At 49.6% G+C, this 18,448-nt stretch carries 13 protein-coding genes; 10 read left to right on the top strand and 3 right to left on the bottom strand.

Annotated features, from left to right (window positions below):
• Positions 1-132: 132 nt before the first annotated feature.
• From ABEA66_RS34140 to ABEA66_RS34125, 4 genes are all read left to right on the top strand, one after another.
• A complete protein-coding gene (locus ABEA66_RS34140; RefSeq protein ID WP_345594691.1) occupies positions 133-609 on the top strand; it encodes a glutathione peroxidase in 477 nt (158 codons plus the stop codon).
• Positions 610-770: 161 nt separating this feature from the next.
• A complete protein-coding gene (locus ABEA66_RS34135) occupies positions 771-2,465 on the top strand; it encodes a sensor domain-containing protein (protein WP_345594689.1) in 1,695 nt (564 codons plus the stop codon).
• A 172-nt stretch (positions 2,466-2,637) separates the two neighbouring features.
• On the top strand, positions 2,638-3,480 hold the full coding sequence (gene larE, locus ABEA66_RS34130) for an ATP-dependent sacrificial sulfur transferase LarE (RefSeq protein WP_345594687.1): 843 nt from the start codon (positions 2,638-2,640) through the stop codon (positions 3,478-3,480).
• 23 nt (positions 3,481-3,503) lie between these two features.
• Positions 3,504-4,496, top strand: a complete 993-nt coding sequence (locus ABEA66_RS34125) for a 2-hydroxyacid dehydrogenase (RefSeq protein ID WP_345594685.1) — start codon at positions 3,504-3,506, stop codon at positions 4,494-4,496.
• Positions 4,497-4,650: 154 nt separating this feature from the next.
• Here ABEA66_RS34125 and ABEA66_RS34120 read toward each other — a convergent pair whose 3' ends face one another.
• Positions 4,651-6,807: a HelD family protein gene (locus ABEA66_RS34120; protein WP_345594683.1), complete on the bottom strand. Its 2,157-nt coding sequence runs from the start codon at positions 6,805-6,807 to the stop codon at positions 4,651-4,653.
• A gap of 196 nt (positions 6,808-7,003) precedes the next feature.
• Between ABEA66_RS34120 and ABEA66_RS34115 the strand changes: the two genes are divergently transcribed.
• The 6 genes from ABEA66_RS34115 to ABEA66_RS34090 all read left to right on the top strand — a co-directional run bounded on the left by ABEA66_RS34115 (position 7,004) and on the right by ABEA66_RS34090 (position 15,980).
• A complete protein-coding gene (locus ABEA66_RS34115; protein ID WP_079909180.1) occupies positions 7,004-7,960 on the top strand; it encodes an ABC transporter permease in 957 nt (318 codons plus the stop codon).
• 32 nt (positions 7,961-7,992) lie between these two features.
• Complete coding sequence (locus tag ABEA66_RS34110; RefSeq protein ID WP_345594680.1) at positions 7,993-8,865, top strand: carbohydrate ABC transporter permease; 873 nt, start codon at positions 7,993-7,995, stop codon at positions 8,863-8,865.
• Positions 8,866-8,986: 121 nt separating this feature from the next.
• The gene (locus ABEA66_RS34105) at positions 8,987-10,555 is read left to right on the top strand and encodes a type 2 periplasmic-binding domain-containing protein (protein WP_079909182.1); all 1,569 of its coding nucleotides are present in this window, start codon (positions 8,987-8,989) and stop codon (positions 10,553-10,555) included.
• A 67-nt stretch (positions 10,556-10,622) separates the two neighbouring features.
• Positions 10,623-11,642, top strand: a complete 1,020-nt coding sequence (locus ABEA66_RS34100) for a response regulator transcription factor (protein ID WP_079909183.1) — start codon at positions 10,623-10,625, stop codon at positions 11,640-11,642.
• A complete protein-coding gene (locus ABEA66_RS34095; RefSeq protein ID WP_179135901.1) occupies positions 11,642-13,459 on the top strand; it encodes a cache domain-containing sensor histidine kinase in 1,818 nt (605 codons plus the stop codon). The genes ABEA66_RS34100 and ABEA66_RS34095 overlap by 1 nt, the downstream gene beginning before the upstream one ends.
• Before the next feature lie 136 nt (positions 13,460-13,595).
• Entirely contained in the window at positions 13,596-15,980 is a 2,385-nt protein-coding gene (locus ABEA66_RS34090; RefSeq protein ID WP_345594676.1) for a type IA DNA topoisomerase, read from the top strand.
• A gap of 86 nt (positions 15,981-16,066) precedes the next feature.
• Here ABEA66_RS34090 and trhA read toward each other — a convergent pair whose 3' ends face one another.
• Positions 16,067-16,711, bottom strand: a complete 645-nt coding sequence (gene trhA / locus ABEA66_RS34085) for a PAQR family membrane homeostasis protein TrhA (protein ID WP_345594673.1) — start codon at positions 16,709-16,711, stop codon at positions 16,067-16,069.
• Positions 16,712-16,809: 98 nt separating this feature from the next.
• Positions 16,810-18,162: an N-acyl-D-glucosamine 2-epimerase gene (locus tag ABEA66_RS34080; protein ID WP_345594671.1), complete on the bottom strand. Its 1,353-nt coding sequence runs from the start codon at positions 18,160-18,162 to the stop codon at positions 16,810-16,812.
• Between the last annotated feature and the right edge of the window lie 286 nt (positions 18,163-18,448).

The following is an 18,448-nucleotide window of genomic DNA, read 5'->3' as shown; positions in this document are numbered from 1 at the left end:
TTCGGGCGGCATGGCAGTTATAACCTATTTATTGTATCAAAATCGTCCCCGATATACGAATGGGAGGAGGATTTTTATTCCATTCTTATTCATGATATGATGAAGAATAAGTAGAAGAAGGAGGTATGGATCATGGCATCGATCTATTCGGTATCGGTTCAAGCGGCAGACGGAAGCATCAAATCCATGAGCGAGTATAAAGGCAAAGTGCTGTTAATCGTCAATGTTGCCTCTAAATGCGGCTTTACACCTCAATATGCCGGCCTGGAGAAGCTCAATCAGCAGTGGAAGGAACGGGGACTAGTTATTCTCGGTTTTCCCTGCAACGATTTTGGCGGACAAGAACCGGGAACGATGGAAGAAATCCAGCAATTTTGCAGCACCAATTATGGTGTCAGCTTTGAAGTATTGGACAAAATCCAAATTTTGGGCGAAGACAAGCATCCTTTATATCAGCTGCTGACGGAACAGGCAAATCCGAGCGGCGAGGTCAAATGGAATTTTGAGAAATTCCTTATCGACCGGGAGGGCCATATTCAAGGGCGGTTTTCCAGCCGTGTTGCCCCGGAGGACCAAGAGCTGCAAGAAGCTATCGAGAAATTATTATAACATGTGCTGTATGGCAAAGGATCACGGGGGCTGCCTCGCGGTCCTTTTTTAACTTTAAATGAGATAAAATTCTACATCATTCTGCAAAATTTGCAATCCTGACGACGTCCTTATGGTATAATAAACCAAAATCATGAACGGCAGGGTGGGAGTGATACATCATGAGTGTCTCGGAATCGATAAGTGCCATCACATCGCATCCTTTATTTGAATTAAGTGGAGATGCTATTATCCTGCTGGATCATTGCGGCTGTATCCGGCAAGCCAATCCCGAGTTTATCAAGCTGACCGGCTACGACTCCCTGACGATTATGAAGCAGTTATTTTATATTTTTCTTGAACCCGGGGGCTCTGCGTCTTTCATGGAGCAGTATAAACGGGCGCTTGCAGGAGAGATCCGCTCGATTGAATGTGATTTTCGCCACCGATCCGGGCATGTGCTGACCTTGCATTTCCGGTTTATTCCCGCCCGCAGCGGCCGGTATAGCTATTTGTTTCTTGTCATGAAGGATATTACGGAACAGAGGCTTACCGTTCAATTGATAGAGCATATGGCGTACCACGACACTCTGACCGGTCTTCCCAACAGAACCTTATTTCAAATTCAGCTGACGCAGACGATCGCTGCGGCCGGAAGCGAGCTGCCTCACGCTCCTTTTGCCATCATGCTGATCAATCTGGAACGGTTTCAGATTATTAACGAATCGTTAGGCATCAATTGGGGGGACATGCTGCTAAAGCAGGTTAGCGAGCGGCTGCAGCGCTGCATGACCCGTGCGGATTTGATCAGCCGGCTGGGCAATTATGAATTCGTTATTTTGTACAAGTGTCTGGACGAATCGATTGATTTAGCGGAACAGGTCAGAATCATTCAGCACCAGCTGACGGCCCCCTTCGCTGTATTTGACCGCGAGTTCGTCATTCCCGGAACGGTGGGTATCGCCCGGTACCCGCAGGATGGAACTGACATGAACGGCCTGCTGCGGCATGCTTCTTTAATATCGAAGGAGCAGAGGGAACAAGGTTATGCAGGTTATCGAATTCACGATGAAGAGCTTGCATCCAACCCTCTTCGCCGGCTTGAGCTTGAATATGATCTGCGCAAGGCGCTTGAGCGGGACGAATTCGAGCTGTATTACCAGCCGCAGTACGACATACGAGGCAATAAACTGATCGGCATGGAAGCGCTCATTCGTTGGAGGCATCCCAAGCATGGATTGATCTCGCCTGCATTGTTCATCCCGTTAGCTGAGGAAACCGGACTTATTATTCCGGTAGGAGACTGGGTTATCCGTACGGCTTGCATGCAAAACAAACGCTGGCAGGATGCCGGCTTGCCGAAGATTACGGTGTCCGTTAATCTGTCGACGCGTCAGTTTCAGAAAACCGATCTTGTCGATGATATATTGAGCGCGATGGAGGAGAGCGGGCTCGAAGCGCAGTGGCTTGAGCTGGAAATAACAGAAAGCATGGCCATGGACAATGTCGAACAAGTGATCCAGAAGCTGAACATGCTCAAGCAGGAAGGAATCCGGATTTCCATGGATGATTTCGGTACGGGTTATAGCTCGCTTCATTACTTGAAAAAGATCCCTATTCATAAATTGAAAATTGATCAATCGTTCATTCGCGATATTACGATGGACCCTGATAATGCGGCTATCGTCACGACCATTATAGCCATGGCGAATCACTTGAAGCTGGATGTTGTAGCGGAAGGCGTGGAAACGTTGGAGGACCTGCAGTTTTTGCTGGAGCAAAATTGCGGTCAGGCGCAGGGCTATTATTTCAGCAAACCGCTGTCGTCTGTGGAGTTTGAAGGTCTATTGTGCCAAATATCTTCTTCTTATAGATAAAATAATGCGCTCCTGTGAGCTTCCCTCTTTTTCAAAAAGTGAAAAAAGACTATAATGAATAAATCCAGGTACTAATTATGATTTCTATGCACACGATTGCAAAACGATTAGAGGCGATACCGGGACGATTAAAAGATACGGCTTCCCTCGGAAGCCTTCAGGAGGAATAAATATGGAGACCATGGAACAAAAATACGAGAAGCTTGGCCAAATACTGCGATCCATGGAGAAAGTAGTGGTCGCATTTTCCGGCGGCGTAGACAGCGCATTCTTGTTGAAGGCGGCAATGGAGTTTCTGGGACGCGACAACGTCTTGGCGATTACTGCTGATTCCGAAACCTATCCGGTTAGGGAGAAGGAAGAAGCTGTAGCACTGGCGAAGGAGCTAGGAGCAGTGCATGAGGTGATTCATACGAGCGAGCTGGATATTCCAGGCTATGCGGAGAATCCGACGAACCGCTGTTATTTCTGCAAAAATTCGTTGTTCGACCACTTGATTCCTATTGCCAAGGAACGCGGCTTCGAGCATGTGATCTTCGGCGCCATTGCCGATGATTTGGGCGAGCACCGCCCAGGCTTGCAGGCTGCGCATGAGAAGGGAGTTCTTGCTCCGCTGCTTGAGGCAGGAATTAAAAAAGCTGAGATTCGCCATATGTCCCGCCAATTCGGATTGCGCACATGGGATAAGCCGTCCTTTGCTTGCCTGTCGTCCCGTATTCCGTATGGGGAAGCAATAACCGCATTGAAGCTGTCGATGATCGATCAAGCGGAGGATTTCCTGATCCAGCTTGGCTTCCGTCAGGTGCGGGTCCGTCAGCATGAGAATTTGGCCAGGATCGAAGTACCTGCTTCCGATCTGGCGGAAGTGCTCGCCGTGGCAGACACAGTCCACGCCAAGCTGAAGGAAATCGGCTATGCGTACGTTACACTGGACTTAAAGGGATACCGTTCCGGAAGCTTGAATGAGGTGCTGAGTCCGGACCAGCAAGCCGTACAGGCAGGATCAGCATCCTAATATCAGCAAGAGGAGGCAAGATCATGGCATCTAGACCGAAAATACTCATTACCCGTAAAATTCCTGCTGAATGCTTAGCCTATTTACAAGAGCATTGTGACTGCACCCTATGGGACGGGCAAGGATCGATGCCAAGAGAACAGCTTCTTGACAAGATTAAAGACTACGATGGACTACTTTTAAGCGGTACGTCTGTCAATGCCGAGCTGCTGGAACGCGCGCCGCGGTTGAAGGCGGTAAGCTCTATCAGCGTAGGCTATAACCATTTTAACATTGAGGAAATGAAAGCCAGAGGGGTCATCGGAACCCATACCCCTTATGTGCTGGACGATACGGTAGCCGATTTGGTGCTCGCTTTGATGCTGGCTTCGGCAAGAAGAATCGCGGAGCTCGATGCCTTCGTCAAGCAGGGCAAGTGGAGAAGGGGCCAGGTTCGCGAGGAGGACCTGTTCGGGATGGATGTTCACCATGCCACGCTCGGGATCATCGGCATGGGCAGAATCGGGGAAGCTATAGCCAAGAGAGCCGTACACGGCTTTGATATGAATCTGCTGTACTATAACCGCAGCCGCAAGCCGGAGGTGGAGGAACGGTTCGGCGCGCAATATTGCTCACTTGAGCAGCTGCTCAAGGAGTCTGATTTTGTTGTTCTGATGACTCCGTTAACGCCGGAGACCGTTCACTTTATCCGTAAAGAGCATTTTGAGCTGATGAAGCCTAGCGCATTCTTTATCAACGCATCCCGCGGCCAGACGGTAGATGAAGAGGCACTGATCGATGCTCTGCGGAACGGAATCATACGCGGCGCGGGACTCGATGTGTTTGCCCAAGAGCCGACCTCGCCGGACAACCCGCTGCTGCAGCTGGATAATGTCGTCACGGTACCGCATATCGGATCGGCAACCGCTAAAACGCGGAACGATATGGCCATGGTCGCTTCCCGGAATCTGGTGGGAGCACTTACCGGTGGTAAAGCCTACGTGGTTCCGGAGTTTCAAAGCTTGCTGAAAGCATAACAAATGAATTCTGCAAAGCACGACCTCGGATTCGAAGCTGATACAGATGCTTTACGTTGAGCTCATTTATAATATAACGAAAAAAAATACAGGATACCCGAATTCAGGTATCCTGTATTTTTTAAGCAAAGATAGTCGCTTACTTCTGCATGAATTAACCCTGAACGACGAACTCTCCCGAGATATCGGCAATAAGCGGGGAAGGTTCGCCGCTGTACCATAGCTGAAGGGAGTGAAGGGCACGCGTGCATCCGACATACAGCAGCTTGGCGTCCTGAGGTGTGGCTTGGTAATTCTCTGAATCCGCGTCTACAATAATAACGGCATCGAATTCAAGTCCTTTTGCCATAAAGGAAGGTACAACCGAGATCCCCCCTTCATAACGCTGCTGGCCTGCGGAGATGAAATTCGCTTCCATTCCTGCAGCGCTCAGCTGCTTATGCAGCTCCTTGCAGCGTGCTTCGGTTCGTCCCAAGACCGCTACGGTGGACACGTCTCCAGATTGCAATCGCTGAATCTCACGGATCAGCTCGGGAACGAGCCTCGGCCCGTCTCTATGCACTATACGGACGGTGTCGCCGCTGCGGAACACAGGAACCGCAAGCGCCGGCGTCTGCTTCCAGCCGCGAGTCAGCACTTCGTTGGCAAAGTAGATGATTTCCATGGTGGAGCGGTAGCTTCTGTTTAATTGGAAGTAGGAGGTTTTGCCTTCCTCGAACAAGGAGCTGAATTCGTTCCAATCGGTTATGCCTTGATAGGCATGAATTCCTTGGGACAAATCCCCGAGGATAGTGAAGGACTGGTTACGCGTATGCAGCTGAAGCAGGGCGACCTGAAAGGGAGAGAAGTCTTGCGCTTCATCAATAACCGTATGGTCAAATGTAAGGTCGCCATGGATGCCGGCAAACTTGGCTCGAATATATAAGAGGGGGGCAAGATCCTCCGGTTGAACGCGTTTTTTCTTAAGATAAGCTTCCGTATCCGCTCTTAATTCCTCTGTAAGCTCCGACTGCAGCTCCTTCGTCATAAAGCCCGATTTGCCGTCCGTCTGAAACAGTTCCTTATAGAAGGAGAAAGGAGTATAAGCGGTCCAATGCTTCGAATACTCGCGAAGCCTTTGCGAGCCTTTCTTTTTATAATCCTTTTTCAGATGAACCTCCCACACCTTTTCGAGCTCCATCTCAAGCCAGCGCTTTATTCTTGCCAATACACGCTCACGGCGCTTCATCAGCGGCTCATGCTTATTTTCCACATCATACCATTTGCGAATGGCGGAATGAGGCAGCCGAGCTCCGTCCCAAGGCACAAAATCGGATCGGGGAACCGCATGAGCTTCATACTGCTGCAGGACTCGATCCAGCCACTTCATGAATGAAAGGGAGCCTTTAAGTCGGCCGGGAGCCGTATCATCCATTGGAGGGCGGCGGTCTCCGACCTGGAACCAGTAGGTCAACCGTTCGGCTTGATCTGCAAGCTTCACTTCATGCTCCAGAAGCTCAAGCGCCCAGTCGGTGAAGGTGGTCTGCTGAATATGCCCGACACCTAGCTCAGGAAGAACGCCGGAAATATAATCGAGAAACATTCGGTTAGGCGCCAGGATGATCATTCGTTCCGCGCGCACCTGGTCCCGGTATTGATATAAAAGAAAGGCGAGCCGATGCAGAGCAACGGTGGTTTTCCCGCTTCCCGCGACCCCTTGAATAATTAAAGCGCTGTTCTTGACCGCACGGATAATGGCGTCTTGCTCCGCCTGGATAGTCGATACAATGTCGCGGAGCTTATTGTCCTTATTCTCTCCCAGCCGATAGAGCAGAAATTCGTCGGTCACCGCCATTTGATCGCCACTTCGATCGTAAGTGTCGACGACCCGCTGAAGGATTTGCTTGCGAATGACAAGATTCCTTTTTAAATAAACAAGACCTTCTACCGTGCCCTCCGGAGAGTCGTAAGCAACCGCGTCCGTACCGCCTGTGAAGGAATAAAATAAACTAGCGACAGGCGCACGCCAGTCAATAACCATCAGATCCAAGGAGGATTCCTTCTCGACGCCGACCTTACCTATATATAATGGAGAGGGCTCGTTCTGGCCTTGCTCTTGAAAATCCAGCCTGCCAAAGTACGGCTCATTCCGGGCAACCGCCAGGTTGCGGCGTCTGGATTCACGAATCGATTCCAGCACTTGCTCCGTGTGGTCCTCTCCGGTATAGGGAGGAATCTTGCGCAGCTCCTCCAGCTGCTGGTCGATTTCCCCCAGAGTCTCTTCCAATTGCTGTAATTCCTCTTGATACGCACTATGCACACTGGATTCCAAAACGATAAACCTCCATTCGGTTCAAACCATGATTTTAAAGACAGGGTATATACTATATCACAGTAAGTTTGGGAAATGCAACCATTTGAAAACGTAAAAAAACACAACTGACTACAAACGAGTCCATTGTGGGACAAGCGGCCCCCAAGTACAATCAAAGTACAAAATCAAACATTGACTAGAGGAGGGGTGTCGAATGGCAAGTAAAATTCAAGCGTCTGACCGCGTTCAGGTCCAGTTCAAATCTAAAAGCCACAAAATGATGTTTTTTAAAAAATATTTCTCGCTGTATCTTCTTTCAATTCCGGGTATTATTTTCTTTTTAGTATTTAAATATGTGCCATTGCTCGGCTCGATCATTGCCTTTCAAGACTACAACATTTTTAAGGGGATTAGCGGCAGTGAATGGGTAGGGTTGGCTCACTTCAAGAGAATGTTCGAATACACCGAGTTTCTGGTTATTCTTAAGAACACTTTGTTAATTGGTTTATACGATCTTGTGTTTGCTTTTCCAGTTCCTATCATACTGGCATTGCTTCTAAACGAATTGCGCATTCAAACGTATAAACGAATTGTACAAACAGTTATCTATATGCCGCACTTTTTGTCCTGGGTTATCGTAGGCGGTATCGTGGTGGGGCTGCTTTCTCCGACGACTGGCTTCGTTAATCAAATCTTGGCCAACTTCGGTATTGATTCTATCTACTTCCTGGGTGATAACTCTTATATTCGTACGATTCTTATCGGATCGGGGATCTGGAAAGACAGCGGCTGGGGAACGATCATTTATTTGGCGGCTATCGCGGGAATTAACCCTGATTTATACGAAGCAGCTCAAATCGACGGTGCCAGCAGATGGCGTCAAACCTTTTCCATTACGATTCCAACCATCCTGCCGACGATCACGATCCTGCTCCTTCTTCACATGGGGAACTTCCTGGACTTCGGGTTCGAGCGCGTATACATCTTCTTGAATCCGCTCAATAGCGAGAACGGGGAAATTCTAGATACGTATGTGTACAGAGCCGGTTTGGTCGACCGACAATACAGCTATACAACGGCTATCGGATTGTTCAAATCCCTGGTAGGTCTGCTGCTTATTATGGTGGGTAACACGTTCAGTAAAAAAGCTACCGGCGACGGTCTGTATTAATACCAGGAAAGTACTACGGAGGTGAAAACAGAATGGTCATAAGCAAGGGTGTACGTACGTTTAATATCATCAATATTATCTTTTTGACAGTACTCGGTTTAACGATGGTGCTGCCATTACTGCACGTTATCGCACAATCTTTCAGTAACAGCGTAGCCATCAACAAAGGTCTCGTCTATTTCTGGCCGGTGAATTTCACAGGCGCCAACTATACCAGCATTTTGCAGGACAAGACGATCTGGATTGCATTTAGAAACAGTGTCATCATCACCGTCGGAGGTACATTGATTAACCTGGCGGCGACGGCATCTCTGGCGTACCCGTTGTCCAGACAGGAATATTTGGGTCGCAAAGTCATACTGATCATGGTGCTTATCACATTGATCTTCCATGCTCCACTAATTCCGAACTACCTGCTGCTCAAAAACATCAAGCTGTTGAACACGTTGTGGGTTCTTATGATTCCTACCGCCATCAGCGCATATAACTTGTTCGTTATGAGATCGTTCTTCATGAACTTGCCGAATGAGCTTTTCGATTCCGCGCGGATCGACGGCTGCGGCGAGATGGGGATGCTGTGGAGAATCGTCCTTCCATTGTCCAAGCCTGCCATGGCTACTATGGGAATCATGTACGCCGTATCCAACTGGAACACCTATTCAGCGGCCATTTACTACATCAACAGCCGGTCGTTAATCCCGCTTCAAGTGAGACTTCGTGAGATGATCATTACGGACCAGTTCGGAGCATCCGATTCATCTGCATTGGATCAGGCAATTAACTTGTCGCCAGAAGGCTTGAAAATGGCTGTTATCGTTATCGCAACGGTGCCTATTATGCTGGTATATCCGTTCCTGCAAAAGCATTTTATTAAAGGGATGCTGGTAGGCTCTATCAAATCATAAAAAAACACAACCTCCCGTAATTTTAACAATATTGATAATTGCTTTAGCAAGTTATAATAACGATGTAAACGCAATCAAAAATCAATCTGTTAGTAAGTACATTAAAGGGAGAAGGGGTACAATGAAAAAAACAGTTGGTCTTGTCATGGCTTCCGTATTGGCAGTCGGCTCCATAGCCGGCTGCTCCAGCGGGGCAGGGACGAAGGATGGAGACAAAGGAGGCGCTCCGGCAGCTTCTAAAGGTCCTTTGAAATTTTCGATCTCATTTCCTACGACTGTAGGGGACGGTTATGGCCAAAAGCAGCCCGATTTAAGTAAAGAGAAATGGGTTCAGCGCTTAAACAAGTTGACGAATACCGAATTGGATGTTAGGTTAATTCAAAGGGAAAAGATGAGCGTATTGTTCGCGGGCAACGATATTCCGGATGTGCTTGGAAGCTTGGATTTGCCTACAGGTAAAGACATGGCGGGCTCCGTTGAAGCAGGCGTATTCCAGCCCTTGGATGACTTGATCAAGCAATACGCACCGACCCTTTATAAAAACGTTCCCAAAGCAGCCTGGGATTCCGTTACTTACAATGGCAAGATCTACGGGATTCCGGATTACTTGACGAATCCATCCCGCCGCGCGACTTATATTCGGACAGACTTGCTGGAGAAGACAGGATTGCCGGCTCCTAAGACAATCGATGATTTCTTGAACGTCATGCGTGCCTTTAAGAAACTCGGAGTTGAAAACCCTTACCAAATGCGTGAAAACTTCAAGTACGCGGATGTCGTCTTCGGAGCGTTCGACGTGCTTCCATACAAGGATCAGTTTGAACAGCAAGGTGATCAAGTCGTTCCGAAGTTCTTTGATGTAGAAAATATGCAAAAAGCTCTTCAAACCTTGAAAACCATGTATGATGAAGGCTTGATTCCGAAAGACTTTGCAACGATTTCCTCTACGGACTACAGCAAAAACATCAACGCGGGTAAAGCGGGGATGTGGTCTGCTAACTTAAGCGGCGGATTGTCCGGCTTCAGAACGAATATTACCGCTGTGGATCCTAATGCGAAAATCGACGTCATTCCTTCTCCGACAGGTCCGGAGGGCAAAGGCGGATACTTCTTGTACTCCCCGATGGTTCGTACGTTCTACATCAATAAGAATGTAGATAAAGAGAAAGCTATCGGCATCATGAAATACTTCGAGTGGATGCAAACCGAAGAAGCAGCCAAATTCTTCAGCCTTGGTGTTGAAGGAGAGAATTACACGGTTAAAGACGGCAAAATCTCGTACAAAGCTCCGGCAAACAAGGATGAGAAGGACGAAGAGGGCTGGCGTACAACGTTGTGGGTTGGACAAGATTCCACTTACAACAAGCTGCAATTGGAGCAGAACAAGGACGGTCAAGATACTTTGAAAGCGTTTGAAACCATCTTGTCCAAGGAAGGTCTTGGCGGTATCGGCTTCTATCCGGACTTGAAAGCCTTCTCCAAATATCCTGACTTGACTCCGCTTGGCGATACAGGTCCTAAATTGATCATTGATCATATGGTGAAAATGGTTTACGGTAAAGAGCCTATCTCCGATTGGCCTAAGGTCATCGAAGAGTATAAGCAAAAAGGCGGAAACGATATTATTAAAGAAGCGACAGAGAGATACAATAAGAAAGACGGCGTTTCCATCTTCACCAATAAAAAATAGTTATCAAGCATCTGCCCTAGCGATAGGGTGGATGCTTTTCCCGTTTTACAAGGAGGGGGTTAACAGCATGCAGTTACTCATTGTAGATGACGAACCCATCAATCGTAAAGGATTAGCCCGTATGGCAGAGCAGTACCCGCTGCCCGCTTCCCATATTCATACGGCGGCGAACGGCCAACAAGCGCTTGAAATCATCAAGACTCAGGTGCCCGACATTATTTTCACAGACATCCGCATGCCGAAGATGGATGGGCTGGAGCTATGCAAACACCTTCACGAGCAGTACAGCCATATCCCCGTAGTGGTCATCTCGGGCTACTCGGATTTTGAATATGCGCAAAAATGCATGTCCTACGGGGTGAAGCATTATTTGCTGAAGCCCGTAACCAAATCGGATGTCATCGAAGTGCTGGATGCGCTGATCAAGTCGAAGGCCAAAAGCTTTGTATCCTTGACCAAATATGAAGAGTGGATCGAGGAGGTTGAACAAGCCATCTGGATGCTGAACCTGACCGAGGTTAAGCAATTGACCGAGCAGTGGAAGCAGTACTGCCTGGAATCGGAGCTGAACGTTATCCAGCTGAAGGAACTGCTGGAGGAGTGCATCAATATGATTGTCAAACGGATGGCCCGCAAGTCTATGGTACTGACCGTTGAGAAGAGCGATTCACGCCCCCTTACGAGAGAGGATGCCCTGATAGCCTTCGAGAGTCAGCTCAAGCAATTGACAAGCGATCTGATGGTCAAACGAAGCGGCAATTTTAAAGATCCGATGAAGGAAGCGAAGGCTTATATCGACAACCACTTGTCTCAGGAGATTACATTGGAGGAAGTGGCGGAGATGGTTGGGCTTACGCCGACGTATTTCAGTTCCCTATTTAAGAAAATGACGAACGAAACCTTCGTGCAATACCGTATTAAAAAGCGGATCGAGCTTGCTCAGAAGCTGATGGCGGTTCCTCATATGAAGATGAGCGACATAGCGGCGGAAGTAGGCTACGAGGATTATCCTCATTTTACAAAAATGTTCAAAAAAATGACAGGCTATTCGCCATCTGAATACCGAAGTATTCTGGGGATTAAATAATGAAAGGGAATTTATCTCGCAAGCTGTTCACTTACTTTCTTGTCGTCATTGTGGTTTCGTTGACCTCGGTAGGGGTGTTTACTTATACTCGTTCGTCGAACGAGCTAGATCAGCTCAGCAGCCGGCATATGTCTCAGATCGTCAACAATGCGATGTATCAGACGGATCTCTATTTGCAAAGTTATGACCGTTCTATGTCATCGCTGCTTTCCAACCAGGATGTGAAGCAGTTTCTGGACAAGCCGCCGCTGAACGGTTACGATTACTACAGCTTTTATTCATCGATTAAAGAATATGGAATAAAACCGATCTTTATTAGAAGCCCGGAGATCGTGAATATGTATATTATGAGCTACAACGGCAATTCCATCTTCAGCTTTAACGGCGGAGGGTCGGATCAGCCGCTCAGCTCGGCGGATGCCGCCAAACGCTTGGCCATGTTGAAGGAAAGGACGAAGGATAACGGCCAATTAAGCGCCTTGAATACGACGATACAGCCGGAAAGAAAAAATAGCGTCATTACGCTGGCGCGGAAAATTAGAGGGTTAAGCTCTCCGGCCTATAACGGTATCCTTGCCTTTGAGGTTCAAATAAGGGATTTGGCGGCCCTTTGGGGAGGAATTGATCTCGGTGAGGACGGATATTTCTTCATTCTGGATGAATCGGGCGAGATCGTCTATCACCCGCAGCGTGAGATGATCGGGACGCAGGTATCCCCCATGCTGAAGCAGCAGCTTGACCAATCGGATGCTCAAATGTTCGAAAGCTCGGATGGAAGCAAGAAGAGGATGTATGTAAGCCGCAACTCCGAATATTCAGGTTGGACCTTGGTCGCCACTATGCCGCTTGACGAGCTGAAGAAACCGATCGCCGGCATCCGAACGACAACGATTTTGGTAGGTCTGAGTACACTTGTTGTGTCTATCTGGCTGTCGAACCGGTTCGGCCGTTCCATTACACGTCCGATACGCATTTTGAAAAATGGGATGAGACAGACGGAGAAAGGGAACTGGATGACGATTCCGGTTCGATCGAATGAACCTAAGGATGAAATCGAGGAGCTGACCTTCAGCTATAATATGATGGTCAAGCGGCTCTCCGAGCTGGTCAAGCAGGTCTACGAGGCTGAGCTGCAAAATCGCGAAACGCAGCTGGAACGCCAGAAGGCGGAGTTCCAATCGCTGCAGATGCAGATTAATCCTCATTTCCTGTACAATACTTTGGAGACGATAGCTTGTTATGCAGCGTTAAAGGATTCGGACGAAATATCCGAGATCGTCAAGGCCATGGCTTACATGCTCAGGTATTCCGTACAAACCAATCTGGAAGAAATTACGGTTGCTAATGAGCTGAAGCATGTATTGACCTATATGACGATTCTGAAGCACCGGGTAGATGACGAATTTGAAATCGAAGCGGCGGTCCCTCCGAATTTACTGCTTCACAAAATGGTGCGCCTGACGCTCCAGCCGCTTGTAGAGAATGTATTTCAGCACGCGTTCCCGGATGGAGTAGAGCCTCATCATTATATACGAATTGATGCAGGTATTGAGTCAGACATCTTCTGGGTCAGCGTAGAAGACAATGGCGCGGGAATCCCGGAGGATAAGCTGGCGGAGCTGAACAATAAGCTCGAGACGTACCGGTTGACGGACACGGTAGGCAAAAGCGAGAAGATCACCAACGGAATCGGCATGATGAATGTGCATCGGCGGATTCAGATGGTGTTCGGTGAGGAATATGGTCTTCGTATAGAAAGCAAAATCAAAGAAGGAACCAAAATCATTATGCGAATGCCGATTTCGAATCTGAAGTAGGCCAAGAAGCGCTCAGGCGGGCTGGGAATGAGGACCACCCCGTCATGAGCGTTTGTTGTTTCAAGGTTTACAACAGACTCATTTTTCGTTACGATGAGTGAATAACTTCTATTATTCTCAAGGAGCGATTCCAGGTTTGAAGACTCTTGTCATTGCGGAGAAGCCGGACATGGGCCGGAATATTGCCGCCGCAATAGATTCCAAAGCAAAAAATCACCGTACTTACATTGAAGGTGAGCAATATATTATTACATGGGCCATAGGCCATCTGATCGGGCTTGCAGAGCCTGACGCCTATGACGACAGGTACAAGAAATGGAACTTCAATGACTTGCCGATCATACCGGATCAGTTCAAGCTCGTTCCCAATTATAAGACGAAGGACCAGCTGAAGGTGATTGCAGAGCTCGCGAAGCGATGCAGCCATCTGGTAAACGCCTGTGATGCCGGGCGAGAGGGGCAGCATATCTTCTCCTTAATTCAACGGCATTTGAAGCTGAAGCACCCGGTCAAGCGGCTGTGGATTTCGGATTTGACTCCGGAAACGATTCGCAAAGGCTTTGCGGAGCTGAGGGACGGCTCGGAATATGAGAACTTGACGAAGGCGGCAAGAGCAAGAAGCGAGGCGGACTGGCTGATCGGAATGAACGGCTCGCGCGCTTTTACGACCAAGCATAACGAGCTGCTGTCCGTCGGGCGGGTGCAGACACCGGTGCTCGCTATTTTGTATGACCGGCAAAAAGAAATCGAGGCGTTCCAGTCCAGCAAGTTTTATGAGGTGGAGGCGCAGTTCAAGCAAGGGGATACCGAGTATAAAGGCTTGTGGCAAGGGGATCGTATAACCGACCCAGAGAAAGCCAATGCCCTGGTTGCGAAGCTTAAAGGCAAGCCGGGAAGGATCGCAAGCTACGAGGTAAAGGATACGAAGGAGTATCCTTTCAAGCTGTATGATTTGACTCTGCTGCAGCGTGAAGCGAATGCGAAATACGGCTATTCCGCGAAGAAGACGCTGGATTTGGCTCAAGCGCTGTATGAGAAGCATAAGGTCATCAGCTACCCCAGGACAAATTCCAACTATGTGACGGAGCAAAATATCGGCGAGATGCACCGGTCGCTGGAGCAGCTGAGGGGAACCGGATATGGCCACTTGGTTGCGAATGCGGATAAAAGCAGAGTGCATAAAAACAATAAGGCGGTGTGCAATCCGGCGAAGGTGGAGGATCACCATGCGATTCTGCCTACGCATAAAAAAGCCAGCGGATTATCCAGCGATGAGCAGAATGTGTATGATTTGGTTGTCCGCCGGTTTTTATCGCATTTTTACCCGCCTGCCGAGTACAAGATGCATACGGTCATGACGGAAGTCGAGCAGGAGATGTTCAAGAGCACCATCAAGCAGCTTCTTGCCGAAGGCTGGAAGGTGATCTATGCGGATCAGAAGAAGGACAAGCCCAAATCGCGAGGAAAAGCCGATAAATCCGAAGAGGAGGAGCCGGAGGAGGAAATCAGCACGCCTTTCTCGCTTCAGCCGGAGCTTCCGGTCAAATGCGCGAAAATAGCGGCTAAGGAAAAAGAAACCCAGCCTCCGAAGGCCTACACGGAAGGAACGCTGCTCAAAGCGATGGAGGGAGCGGGCAAGCAGATTGAGGATGAGGAGCTCCGCGATGCCATGAAGGACTCGGGGCTGGGGACTCCTGCCACCCGGGCATCCGTTATCGAGCGGCTTAAGCAAGTAGGATATATCGTCATGCAGGGCAAGCGCATCGTCATTACGCAGAAAGGGCGCACAGCGATCGAGCTCGTCCGCGGAGCGGGCGTCGATCTTCTGACCTCGCCCGAAATGACAGGACATTGGGAGCGCCGCCTCAATGAGATCGCCCGCGGATTGGCCTCGGACGAAGCGTTCATGGCCAATGTCAAGAAATTCACGAACCTGATCGTCGATAAGGTTCGCGTCCAGTCGAAGGCAGCGAAGCAGGCCTTCGAGGGCGATGCCCCGTCCGCAGGCGCAGCCAAGCGGACGCGCAAGCGCGCAGCCGCGGGCGAGGCCACAGGCGGCAGCGCTGCCGCAGCGCCGGCGGCGAAGCGCACCCGCGCCAAGCGCAGCGGCGACGCCGAGGGCAAGGCGCCCGCCGGCGGCACGCGCTCGAGCCGCAGCGCGGAGCCGATGCTTGCCGCAGCCAGCGCAAGCGTGCCCGCCCATGCAGGCGGCACGCCGGCCGCAGCGGCTGCGACGGCCTTGCCGGGCATAGCCGCATGCCCGAGACCCGGCTGCCGCGGGCGCATCATCATGGGCAAGCGCGGCTATGGCTGCAGCGAGTACAAATCCGGATGCGGATTTGTGATCTGGAAGAACAGCTTCGGCGCCGAATTAACGGAGACGGCCGTCCGTTTCCTGGTGGAAAAAGGACGTACCGCCCGAATGAACTGGACCGACGAGTCAGGGAATCCCGTGGAAGGGCGGATGGTGCTGACGGACAGAAGCACAGGCAAGCTCTCCCTAGAGCCCGTCACCGGATAATCCAATCTATCACTTTGAACTAATTCATAATCATATCGAACGGCCCCTCAACCAAACCATCGGAGGGGCCGTTTTTTTTATTAGCACTAGTCTGCCAGCAAAGGCAGTACATAAGCATAAACGGCTACGAAGTGACATAGGCTTCCGGTGGATACGAAGATATGCCAGATGGCGTGATGGTACCGGATCCCCCGCCAAAAATAAAAGATGCTGCCTATGCTGTACAGCAGAATCCCCCCGATAAGCCATAGCATTCCTTCTTGAGACAGTACCTGCTGAAGAGGGCGTAAGATGAACACAATGAGCCAAGCCATGACCAGGTACTGGCCTATGGAGAAGGTCATATAACGGCCCGGATACACCAGCTTCAAGGTGATCCCGAGACAGGTCAAGCCCCATATGAGGATAAGCATGCACAGTCCCAAAGGACCATGGCGCAATACAAGAAGGAAGGGTGTGTAGGTCCCTGCAATAAGCAAATAGATTGCGGCATGATCGAGCGTTTCATATTTTGCGATTGCTTGCTCCTGAGTGGCGCTGTGCAGCAGAGTGGAGCAAACGTACAATATGACAAGCGATGCCCCGAACACCGCGCTTCCAAGTAAATGAACCATGCTCCCGCTTTTTAGCGATTGCACCAGCAGCAAGACAAACGCCGCCGAACTCAAAACAGCGGCCAATCCGTGGCTGATGGCGTTTGCCTTTTCTTCTTTCCATGACGTTGCTTCCATTCCGGTTACCACTCCCGTTGCTTCTCAAAAATAGGCTGCATTCAGCCTATCCTATCGTTCCCAGGACTGCTAAATTTTAAGCTGCCGGAATGAAAATATCAATCATTTTCCTGAGCCGCTCCTCCCACCGTAACAAAACAAGGAACGTGAGAAAGGTTTCCTTTTTTGGCCGGGAACAGCCACAGCTGGGGCGTATCCTGAATAGCAGGGATGGACAGCTGAAACAAGCCTTTCGGGAAATTGGAGCTGTGCAGCCATAAATGATTGCCGTCGACCTCCTTCACAGATACCTGAATATCGTTCGCAGGCTGGCCGTGGACATAAACTACATAGGGACCGGCTGACGCTGCAGACTTCTCGTCGATTCGTTTGGTAAAGCGGACCAGAACCTGTTCCTGCCCGATCCTCCCGGCGCTGACGGCCTTAGGTGGCTCATCGTACATGTACTTGCCCAAATGGTATTCATAGGCGGTCCATGAAGCGTAGCCGAGCTTGGCAGCCGTTTCGGCAAACTTCCACAGCCATTCCCGGCTGCGCCTCATATTTTTCAACGAACCGATGTCGGTTTGAATACCTAGTGGTAAACTCGGAAATTGGGCTCGTATTCGGGAGGTGAAGGGCTCATAACGTTGAATGTAGTCCGCCGGCAGCATCCATCGCATCCAATCAGGCCAATGCGTCTGAATGAAGTGGACATCAGGCCTTACGTAAGCAATCATCGAGTTAGCATCGATCCCTTGATATTCCCTGAGCTTTTGCACTGAATCTGGCCCCGCATCGATCCCGAGTGACCAGGTGGCGATCCGGATATCGGGTCTCGCCTCTCTAACTCCATGCGTTCCGTTGATGAGCTCGAATAAAAAGTGGTTCACCGCATGGACTCGGAACTCGACCCATTGGCGGTACAGAATCGGATTTTTTTTATAGTAAAGGGGTGAGGAGGCGTATTTAAAATCCGGAATATCCGAGCCGTACTGCTGCTTGAAAGCGGCGCGCGCATAAGGGCCGACATCGCCGTATACGCTGCTGGACAACCCGTTCCATTCGGGAAAATAAGGCTCCGCTATCTCCAAGCCGTCAAAGGGATAGGTACGGACCAGCCGGGCCAGCGCTTGTTTTTTCCAGGCCACATAGCGGTAGCTGAAGGGAGAGAGACGGTAATACCCGTCGTTGACCGGCTTTAATAAGGTCATCTGCCATTCCGGCCAATCGTCGGGCAAATGCGCCGTCGTATAGGTTCCGTTCCCCAGAACCGTTGCCCATACGGCAAAGCCTCGGTCGCGCAGCTTCTTGAGCAGCTGATCATTCACTTGGGTCTCGTCGGTCACGAAATAACGGACAACCCTGTAGCCTGCGATCCATAGCTCATCGGCAACGCTTTGCGGCGACCGATCCCGGTAATAGGGGAAGGTCGGATCAACCTGGATGGAAGGACCCAGCATGTTTTTCATTATGTAACCACCTTTCCTGCGAAGCTGACGGTCTTTGACAAACGATATAAGCTCTTACAGCTGCATATGTTTAAGAATACCAAATTAGTCGGCTGATAGGGCAGTTTCAAAACCCTTAGTCCGTTTGGTTTATAATAGATGAATACATTTTATGGCTATTACTAGATAGACGATGCATAAAAACGTTTGTTATTATGAGGGGAAATGGAAGCTGTTGCATGAATCGGAGAAAAGAGAGCTGGCTGTCATCTCAGGAACTTTATATTTGATCTCTGATGTCCAGTCT

This window comes from Paenibacillus vulneris, from assembly GCF_039543185.1.
Classification (GTDB): Bacteria; Bacillota; Bacilli; order Paenibacillales; family NBRC-103111; genus Paenibacillus_S; species Paenibacillus_S vulneris.
The sequence above is the reverse complement of the archived record's forward strand: the minus strand, read 5'-3'. Positions and strand labels throughout refer to the sequence as shown.

Bases quoted from the DNA above. Each gene is read 5' to 3' on its own strand.
- trhA (WP_345594673.1), bottom strand. From the start codon at position 16,711: ATGGAAGCAACGTCATGGAAAGAAGAAAAGGCAAACGCCATCAGCCAC.
- ABEA66_RS34080 (WP_345594671.1), bottom strand. From the start codon at position 18,162: ATGAAAAACATGCTGGGTCCTTCCATCCAGGTTGATCCGACCTTCCCC.
- ABEA66_RS34100 (WP_079909183.1), top strand. From the start codon at position 10,623: ATGCAGTTACTCATTGTAGATGACGAACCCATCAATCGTAAAGGATTA.
- ABEA66_RS34140 (WP_345594691.1), top strand. From the start codon at position 133: ATGGCATCGATCTATTCGGTATCGGTTCAAGCGGCAGACGGAAGCATC.
- ABEA66_RS34125 (WP_345594685.1), top strand. From the start codon at position 3,504: ATGGCATCTAGACCGAAAATACTCATTACCCGTAAAATTCCTGCTGAA.
- ABEA66_RS34115 (WP_079909180.1), top strand. From the start codon at position 7,004: ATGGCAAGTAAAATTCAAGCGTCTGACCGCGTTCAGGTCCAGTTCAAA.
- ABEA66_RS34105 (WP_079909182.1), top strand. From the start codon at position 8,987: ATGAAAAAAACAGTTGGTCTTGTCATGGCTTCCGTATTGGCAGTCGGC.
- larE (WP_345594687.1), top strand. From the start codon at position 2,638: ATGGAGACCATGGAACAAAAATACGAGAAGCTTGGCCAAATACTGCGA.
- ABEA66_RS34135 (WP_345594689.1), top strand. From the start codon at position 771: ATGAGTGTCTCGGAATCGATAAGTGCCATCACATCGCATCCTTTATTT.
- ABEA66_RS34110 (WP_345594680.1), top strand. From the start codon at position 7,993: ATGGTCATAAGCAAGGGTGTACGTACGTTTAATATCATCAATATTATC.
- ABEA66_RS34095 (WP_179135901.1), top strand. From the start codon at position 11,642: ATGAAAGGGAATTTATCTCGCAAGCTGTTCACTTACTTTCTTGTCGTC.